General features: G+C 52.2%; 9 protein-coding genes. 6 read left to right on the forward strand and 3 right to left on the reverse strand.

Annotated features, from left to right (window positions below; genetic code table 11):
- From LBJ36_12215 to LBJ36_12240, 6 genes are all read left to right on the forward strand, one after another.
- Positions 1 to 854 (forward strand): HDIG domain-containing protein (locus tag LBJ36_12215; GenBank protein ID MDR1379797.1); only part of this gene is annotated, 854 nt, incomplete at its 5' end.
- Between the two features lie 3 nt (positions 855 to 857).
- The gene (gene ybeY / locus LBJ36_12220; protein ID MDR1379798.1) at positions 858 to 1,394 is read left to right on the forward strand and encodes an rRNA maturation RNase YbeY; all 537 of its coding nucleotides are present in this window, start codon (positions 858 to 860) and stop codon (positions 1,392 to 1,394) included.
- Positions 1,394 to 2,713, forward strand: a complete 1,320-nt coding sequence (locus LBJ36_12225) for a hemolysin family protein (GenBank protein ID MDR1379799.1) — start codon at positions 1,394 to 1,396, stop codon at positions 2,711 to 2,713. The genes ybeY and LBJ36_12225 overlap by 1 nt, the downstream gene beginning before the upstream one ends.
- Positions 2,713 to 3,141, forward strand: coding sequence for a cytidine deaminase (locus tag LBJ36_12230; protein MDR1379800.1), 429 nt, complete (start codon positions 2,713 to 2,715; stop codon positions 3,139 to 3,141). Before LBJ36_12225 ends, LBJ36_12230 begins: the two co-directional genes overlap by 1 nt.
- Before the next feature lie 24 nt (positions 3,142 to 3,165).
- Positions 3,166 to 4,077, forward strand: a complete 912-nt coding sequence (era, locus tag LBJ36_12235; GenBank protein ID MDR1379801.1) for a GTPase Era — start codon at positions 3,166 to 3,168, stop codon at positions 4,075 to 4,077.
- Between the two features lie 13 nt (positions 4,078 to 4,090).
- The gene (locus LBJ36_12240) at positions 4,091 to 4,765 is read left to right on the forward strand and encodes a recombination protein O N-terminal domain-containing protein (protein MDR1379802.1); all 675 of its coding nucleotides are present in this window, start codon (positions 4,091 to 4,093) and stop codon (positions 4,763 to 4,765) included.
- Positions 4,766 to 5,162: 397 nt separating this feature from the next.
- On the opposite strand, the gene aspS is transcribed toward LBJ36_12240, so the two are convergent.
- The 3 genes from aspS to LBJ36_12255 form a co-directional block, all read right to left on the reverse strand.
- The gene (aspS, locus tag LBJ36_12245) at positions 5,163 to 6,992 is read right to left on the reverse strand and encodes an aspartate--tRNA ligase (GenBank protein ID MDR1379803.1); all 1,830 of its coding nucleotides are present in this window, start codon (positions 6,990 to 6,992) and stop codon (positions 5,163 to 5,165) included.
- 595 nt (positions 6,993 to 7,587) lie between these two features.
- Complete coding sequence (locus tag LBJ36_12250) at positions 7,588 to 7,710, reverse strand: transposase (GenBank protein MDR1379804.1); 123 nt, start codon at positions 7,708 to 7,710, stop codon at positions 7,588 to 7,590.
- On the reverse strand, positions 7,652 to 7,836 hold a 185-nt coding region (locus LBJ36_12255; GenBank protein ID MDR1379805.1), incomplete at its 5' end, for a hypothetical protein. The genes LBJ36_12250 and LBJ36_12255, both read right to left, overlap by 59 nt.

Genomic DNA, 7,836 nt, shown 5'->3' on the forward strand with positions numbered 1-7,836 from the left:
ACTCGCTCCGCTTGGGTTGGCCCTTGGGCGAGACCTGGCGTGTGTGGGGACTGTTTTTTATCTTCGAGCTGACGACGACGTTTTTCGTTATTGCCGTGTTGCCCATGATCGAGGGATATATCGGAGCGCTTTCCATCCTCAGAACCAGAGAATTGAGTCACCCTTCGAGTCCTCTGCTGCGTAAACTGCAAAACGAAGCGCCTGGAACCTACCACCATAGCCTGATGATCGGCGCTCTGGCGGAAGCCGCCGCGAACGAGTTGGGCATGGACGCGAACTTGATGAAGGTGGGCGCGTACTACCATGACGTCGGAAAACTTTATCGTCCTCACTTTTTCGTCGAGAACCAGATGGGGGGCGAAAACATCCACGACACCCTGTCACCTACTTTGTCCGCCGTGGCCATCATCGCTCATGTTCGAGAGGGAATCAAGCTGGCGAAGGAGTTCGGTCTGCCTAAGCAGGTGAAAAACTTTATCGTGGAGCATCATGGAACGACTTCTCTGGGATATTTTTACAAAAAGGCCATGACCTTGGGGGAAAACGTAGACTTCGAGCAATTTTGTTATCCTGGCCCCAAACCTCAGTCCAGAGAGACGGCCCTTTTGATGATGCTCGATTCTCTGGAAGCCGCCATGAGGGTGGAAATCAAAAACGTCACCAGCGCGAAAGATATTCAAGAGGTTATCGAGCGGGTGGTGGCGAGTAAAATCGCGGCGAAACAATTGGATGACGTGGACTTCACTTTTAAGGAAATACAGCGCATCGAGGGAGCGATCCTGAAGGCGTTTCAGTCCATGTACCACACGAGAACAGTAAAAGAAATAAAACTTCCAGACGCGGGAGGGGTATAGGTTTTGAAGTTACAACTGAACATCGACGCTTCGGAGGAAGGCGACCCACAAAGTCCCATAAACGTTCAAACTCAGGGGGGGGGACAAAGTCTCGTTCCTCTCGACGTGGTCGCGAGTCTGGAGCGCATTTTTGCCGAGGAATTGGCGTCGTTTTACCCAGATGCCGCCCATTACGCTCAGGTGGAAATCTCCGTTTCGTTTTTGAATGAAGGAGAGATGCGGGAAATCAACCAAAAACACAGGGGTGTGGACGAGATCACGGACGTGCTGTCGTTTCCTCTTTGGGAAAACGGAGGTCAGTTTGTCCCAGAGCCTATGACCGGCTTCCTTCCCTTGGGAGATATTTTGATTTGCCCGGAAGGAGTGAAGCGTTTTCACGACACGCTTCCCTATTCCGAGGCTTTATGTCTTCTATTGGCTCATGGTTTTTTGCACCTATTGGCCTGGGACCACGACACCCCAGAAAAAGAGCACGCTATGTGGGAACGCCAGGAGCTTCTCAAGTCTAGGCTATTGCCGGCTTTCGAGGAGGGGCTTTGATGGCAACCTTCTCCGGCCTGCTTGTCCCTTTGCTACGAGGGATTTTTTGGCTGGTTATTCTTTTGGTGTTGTCCGCTTTTTGCAGCGCTGCCGAGACAGCTATCACCACCGCGGGACGCGGTAAACTTCTAGCCTTACAAGGGGCGCGACCTTTTTACAAATCCCTGTTCCAATGGCTGATCGACGATATTCAGGGAGCGCTGACCCTTTGTCTGATCGCCAACAACGTCGTCAACATCGGAGCCAGCACCCTGGCCACCACTATCGCCTTGAAGCTCTTCGGCACAGGAGGAATCGTCTATGTCGTGCCTTTCATGACGGTGATGATCGTTATTTTCGGCGAGATTTTGCCTAAAAGCGTTTCCATCGTCTACTCCGAGCGCGTCCTTTTGTTCTGTACCCCCATTTTGCGGGTCTTGAACTTTTTGGCTTACCCCATCACACGCCTCATGCAAGGGGGGGTCTGGGGGGTTGGTTGGCTTCTCCGCCTGGACCTGAAACGACAGGGGCCTTTCGTAACCCGCGAGGAAATCGAGCAAGTCGTCAATATCGGAGAGCAGAGCGGGGCCATTGAGGCCGTGGAACGACGCATGATCCACGGGATTATCGACTTCGAGGATACCCGCGTTTACGAGATCATGGTACCTCGGATGGATATGGTGACCCTCGAAAATACCGACACCATTGCCTCGGCCATGGAGGTATTCATCGAACACGGACATTCTCGTCTACCCGTCTACGAGGACAACCCCGACAATATCATAGGGATTCTCTATGTCAAAGACACGCTAAAAAATCTGGTGGAGGGAGACCTGGCCCGGCTTGTGGATTCTTTGGTACGTAAGCCCATGTTCGTTCCTGAAAGCATTCGGACGGTGGAGCTGTTGGAGGCCATGCGGCGCGACCACGTGCACATCGCCGTCGTGGTAGATGAGTATGGGGGTATCGCGGGCCTCGTCACCATGGAGGACCTGCTGGAGGAGATTGTGGGGGAGATACAGGACGAGTACGACCAGGAAGCTCCCGATATTCTGGAGGAGGAGGATGGCTCTTACCTCGTTCAGGGAAACATGAGTTTGGAAGACTTAAGCGAGGTCTTGAAATGCCCCTTTGAATCCGAGGACGCGGAAAGCATTGCCGGCCTGGTGTTGTCCCTGGCGGGGGGATTCCCTGAGGACAACGAGGAGTTTGAATACGCGAACTGGATCATCAAAGTAGTGGATTTGGAAGATCATCGCATCAAATTGCTTCGTTTGGCGCGAAAAGGACAGAAAGAACAGAAAATACAGAAAGATACCGGAGGAAAAAAGGCTTTATGATGGACGGTCGAGAGTTCTATTGGCCTTGGCCTAATATGCCATCCGAAACGCTTCTCCAGAAAGCGCGTGCCGTGGCGGAACATGCCTACGCGCCTTATTCTCGTTTCAAAGTGGGAGCCGCGCTTTTGACCTCGGATGGCGGCGTGATTTTGGGATGTAACGTTGAAAACGCCTCTTACGGTATGTCATCCTGTGCCGAGCGCAACGCCATCGCTAGCATGGTCGCCATGGGACATTTTGACCCTGTGGCCATTGCGGTGGTGGGCGGAAAGTTTGGCACGCCTTGCCCGCCCTGCGGCGCTTGCAGGCAGGTGATGGCGGAGTTCAACCCAGATATGCTGGTGTTGCTGGAGTCCCCCAATAGAATCATCATTATAGGCGTCAATGAGTTGTTGCCCCTCCATTTTTCTCTAATGGAAAGAGCGTAGAAGAATGGAAAGAGCGTAGAAGAAATGCGCTGCGGTGTCATCAGCTTAGTTGGTCGTCCTAACGTGGGTAAATCGTCTCTGGTCAACGCCCTTTTGAAGAGCAAGGTAGCCATCGTGTCCCCAAAGCCTCAGACAACCCGTAACGCGGTGCGCTGCGTTTATAACGACGACCGGGCCCAAATTATTTTCACGGATACACCGGGCGTTCATATCCCCAAAGACAAGTTAGGGCGTTTTCTTGTGGACTCCGTAGAAGATGCCTTGAAGAACGCCGACGCGGTTTGTTACCTGGTGGAAGCGAGAGACCGGAAGATCAGCCTGGAGGACCGGGAGGTTTTGGCCGCCTTGGCGGAGGTCCGTTGTCCTGTTGTCCTGGTGGCGAACAAGTACGATCAGCTCAAAAAGAACCGCGGCGTTCCACAAAACTTCTCCGTTGGGGCCTTCAATCTTTACGGTAGAGAGCGAGCCTTCGCGGCTCAGGTTGCTCTATCGGCGACGGAGGGACGCGGGATAGCCGCGCTCATTGACACGTTGCTGCCTTTTTTGCCGGAGGGAGAGCCTTGGTACGATCCTGATATCCTCATAGACAGCACAGAACGCTTTATGGCCGGAGAGATTATCCGGGGCCAAGTCTTGTCTTCGCTGCGGGACGAAGTGCCGCATTGCGTGGCAGTGGAAATCGAGGAATACAAGAGCCCCGACGAATACCCAGAGCGGCGTAAACTGTACGTTCGAGCCTCGCTCATTGTCGAGACGACGGGGCAGAAAACCATTCTCATCGGCGAGTCGGGGTCGATGCTCAAAAAAATCGGCCAAATCGCCCGAATTGATCTGGAAAAAATCACAGGGCACTCTGTGTACTTGGACTTGTGGGTGAAGGTTTCCCCTCGCTGGCGTCAGTCCGGTTTGGTTTTGAGGCGCCTAGGATACTCTTGACTAGGATACTCACTTGACTAGAATACTCACTCCCGCTTCGGCGGGCTTTATTTCCGCTGCTGGCGTGGTTTTGGGCCGCCGCGTCTTGGGTGAGGGAGATCTATACCTCACTCTTTTTCTCAGGGGACTGGGGCTTGCTTTTGTTTCCGCCCGGGGCGCGGCTTCGGGAAAGGTACGCTTCGGCGGAGGCACGGAGCCCTTGGTGTGGAGCACGTTCACTCTGTACCAAAACAAAGGAGGCGAGGGAGGAAAAAAATACTTGAAGGGCGTGGACGTGGCGGACGATATGCTAAAGCTCCGATCTTGTGCCGAGGCGCTTTTCGCTGCCGTTCGCTGGGCGAAACTTTTGACGCGGCACTTGATGGAGGGGCACCCCTCTGATGACCTGCTGGCGAACTTCTATTGGAGCATGAAACTGGCGACTGGTGGGGAAATCCCCGTCGAAGCCGTGGAATGGCGTTTTATGTGGCGTTGGCTGAAAAATTGGGGTCTGGCGCCTTCCTTAACCTATTGTTTCGACGGTTCTCCCGGTGAGCTGGAGCTCCTGCAAAGGGTAGCTGCCGCGAAGGGGTCGGAGTTGGAGCTTTTCACGTCGCAAAATTCCAATCTGAAACAAACCTTGGACGAGCACCGCCACTTTTTCACCAGAGCGGCTCGGCGGGCGGAGGCGTTCCTGCAAGAGACATAAGTGCAGCGGAAAAAGCGCGTGATATGTCCGATTCTTTGAGCGTACTAATATCTACTTATAGCTATCAGATACATTTCGCATCGTATTCCGAAGATCATATGATCCAAGGAAAAGCTGAATCTCGCAAAGTTTATCCAAAGGATAAACGCTTTTTGAAAAATTGATTATCGATGTAACCTTGGTTTTCGGTTTCAATATCGATGTTTTCGTTGAATATTTTACGTTCGGAACTTCTCCGAACAACCTTTTATATTCAGTTTTCAAGGTGCGAAAGAAACGTAACAAGCTACTATCGTGATATTAATAAGAAGGAGTCTGATACAAATGAATATAAATTAAATATAAATAGATACTTATATCGATACTATACGATGGCCTTCCCCTTTCGTTACTCTCGTTACTCTTCGGTTTCAGGGGGAACGCATTCGATCCGCAACTCATTTAATCGCGCTTCCTCGACGGGATCGGGCGCTTTCGAGAGCAAACATTGGGCTTTCTGCGTTTTGGGAAACGCGATGACATCGCGGATGGACTGCGCGCCGCAGAGGAGCATCGCGAGGCGATCCAGCCCCAGGGCGATGCCCCCGTGAGGAGGCGTACCATAGGCAAGCGCGTCCAGAAAAAAGCCGAAACGCTCTCGGGCTCGTTCCGGGCTGAGCCCCAGGCAAGAAAACACCTTGCGCTGCACCTCTGGATCGTGAATCCGAATGGAACCGCCGCCTACCTCGTTGCCGTTCAAGACGACGTCGTAGGCTCGGGATAGAACTTTTCCCGGATCCGAATCCATCGACGCGAGATGCTCCAACACAGGAGAGGTGAAAGGATGGTGCGTCGCCGACCAGCGGCGTTCTTCCTCGTCCCACTCGAACAGCGGAAAGTGAACGACCCACAGGAACTCCCAGGCTTTTTCGTCGATCAAGCCCCGACCCTTGCACAACTCCAGGCGCAGCGTTCCCAAAATTGTACAGGCGGTAAGCCGAGAAGCGTGCGCCACAACAAATAGGGCATCTCCATCGACAAGCCCGGCGATTTTCTTCAGACGGCCGAGTTCGTCCTCATTGAGGAATTTAGCCAGGGGACCCTTGAGTTCGTTTTCTTTGACCTGAAAAACTCCCAGGCCCGACGCACCCAGCTTTTTCACTCGGGTCTCCAAGTCCAAAAGCTCTTTGCGAGATAGAGACGCTCCTCCCGGAAGGGGAAGCGCGCGTACCACGCCTCCGTTCTCCAAGATCTTGCGGAAGGGTTCGAACGAGGCGTTTTTGAAAACAGGCTCCAGATCCACGAGCTTGACCGGAACGCGCAGATCTGGCTTGTCGCTGCCGTAAAGGTCGATGGCGTCCCAGTACTCCATACGGCGGAAAGGTACGGGAATATCCACGTTCAGGATCTCTTTGAACAGTCCCTCCATGTAGCCCTCGATCATTTCCAGAACGTCGTCTTCCACAACGTAACTCATCTCGACGTCGACCTGGGTGAACTCTGGCTGACGGTCGGCGCGTAGGTCCTCATCTCGGAAACATTTGACGATCTGGTAATAACGGTCGAAACCGCCAACCATCAAAATCTGTTTAAAGATCTGCGGTGATTGGGGAAGCGCGTAAAAGGTTCCTGGGTTAACGCGGCTGGGAACGAGATAATCTCTCGCGCCTTCGGGCGTGGCCTTCGTCAACATCGGCGTTTCGATCTCGACAAATTCGTTGTTCGCCAGGTAGTTGCGCGTAAAGACGTATAGTTGGTTGCGTGCGCGCAGGTTATTTTGCATACGCTCACGGCGCAGGTCCAGGTAACGGTGCGTGAGACGAAGATTTTCGTCCACCTTGTCCGTGCCGTCTCCCACCTCAAAGGGTAGAGGCGCCGACGGAGAGAGCAGTAAAAAATCCGCCGCGACGATTTCAACCTTGCCCGTGACGAGAGTAAGGTTTTCCGTTCCCTGGGGTCGCTTGGCCACCGTGCCTCGAACCGCAACGCAGTATTCGCTGCGTAGGTTGCCCGCCCGGTTGTGGACGTCGCCACTATCGGGGTTGAATACGACCTGAACGAGACCCGAATAGTCCCATAGCTCCACGAAGATGATACCGCCTAAGTCCCGTCTTCGTCGAACCCAACCGTTGAGCCGGATCTCTTTTCCGATATCCTTTTCGTTTACCCGACCGCACAGGCACGAGCGTTTCCAGGCATCGTCAAAAACATTCGTCCTAGCGGTCTCCTTCACTTCCTTCACTTCCATGCTGCCCACAAAAACTCCTCCCCAGCCCAATCAAACTGAATAATCGCTTATTATATAGTGAATTAAAGTAAAAAGCCTAATGCATATTGACATACTTCCACGACTAAAGTCATGGAATTTTAAGATCGACAAAGACAGTCTACTGAAACCGGTCTTACATCTTTTCCTTTAAAAGTGGATGTCCCCCACTTTGAGAATATTTGCAGCCGCATTGATATCCCGATTGATATCCCAATTGATATCCCGGTCGTGTTCCGCCCCGCATCTCGGACACGTCCATCCACTTTGAAACTCGGAAGGGACATTTTAACCCCGCGTTTCAGATTGCTGAAGAACAGTTTATACGCTCTGTCAATACGTTGCGCGATATCTTGTATCGCCTGAGAGCCAATATTATTCCAGTATCCGTAGCGTTTAGTTTTCTTCAGTTTGGTTATATGCCGTTGCAAACGGATAACATCGAGGCTTTTACCGAACATCTGATAGTAGCGGCGATGAAGCGCGATTAAATGATTGTAGATCGACCCGGCAAGGCTAATCTTATGGTGAAGATGTTTATTTCGTTTGGCCTTGTAGAGTTTGAAAACCTAGGTTCTCATTTATTTTTCTGCTCTTCGATACACTTCATGATAGTTTTCTTTGAAATGTGCCCCACAGATTCACAGTAGTACGAACGTGTCCATAAGGAAGGCATTTTCAGGAGATGAGGAAGTTCCAAGCGCAATACTCTTACGATAAAGCGATGAGAAAGCCAACGGCTTCAGCCGTTGAATGAGAATTGCAACGCCACCAACCGTGGCGTTGCAATTCTCAATCAACATAGCGAGGGGAGCATGTAAAAGGC

The organism is Synergistaceae bacterium (genome assembly GCA_031267575.1).
In the GTDB taxonomy this organism is placed as follows: Bacteria; Synergistota; Synergistia; order Synergistales; family Aminobacteriaceae; genus JAIRYN01.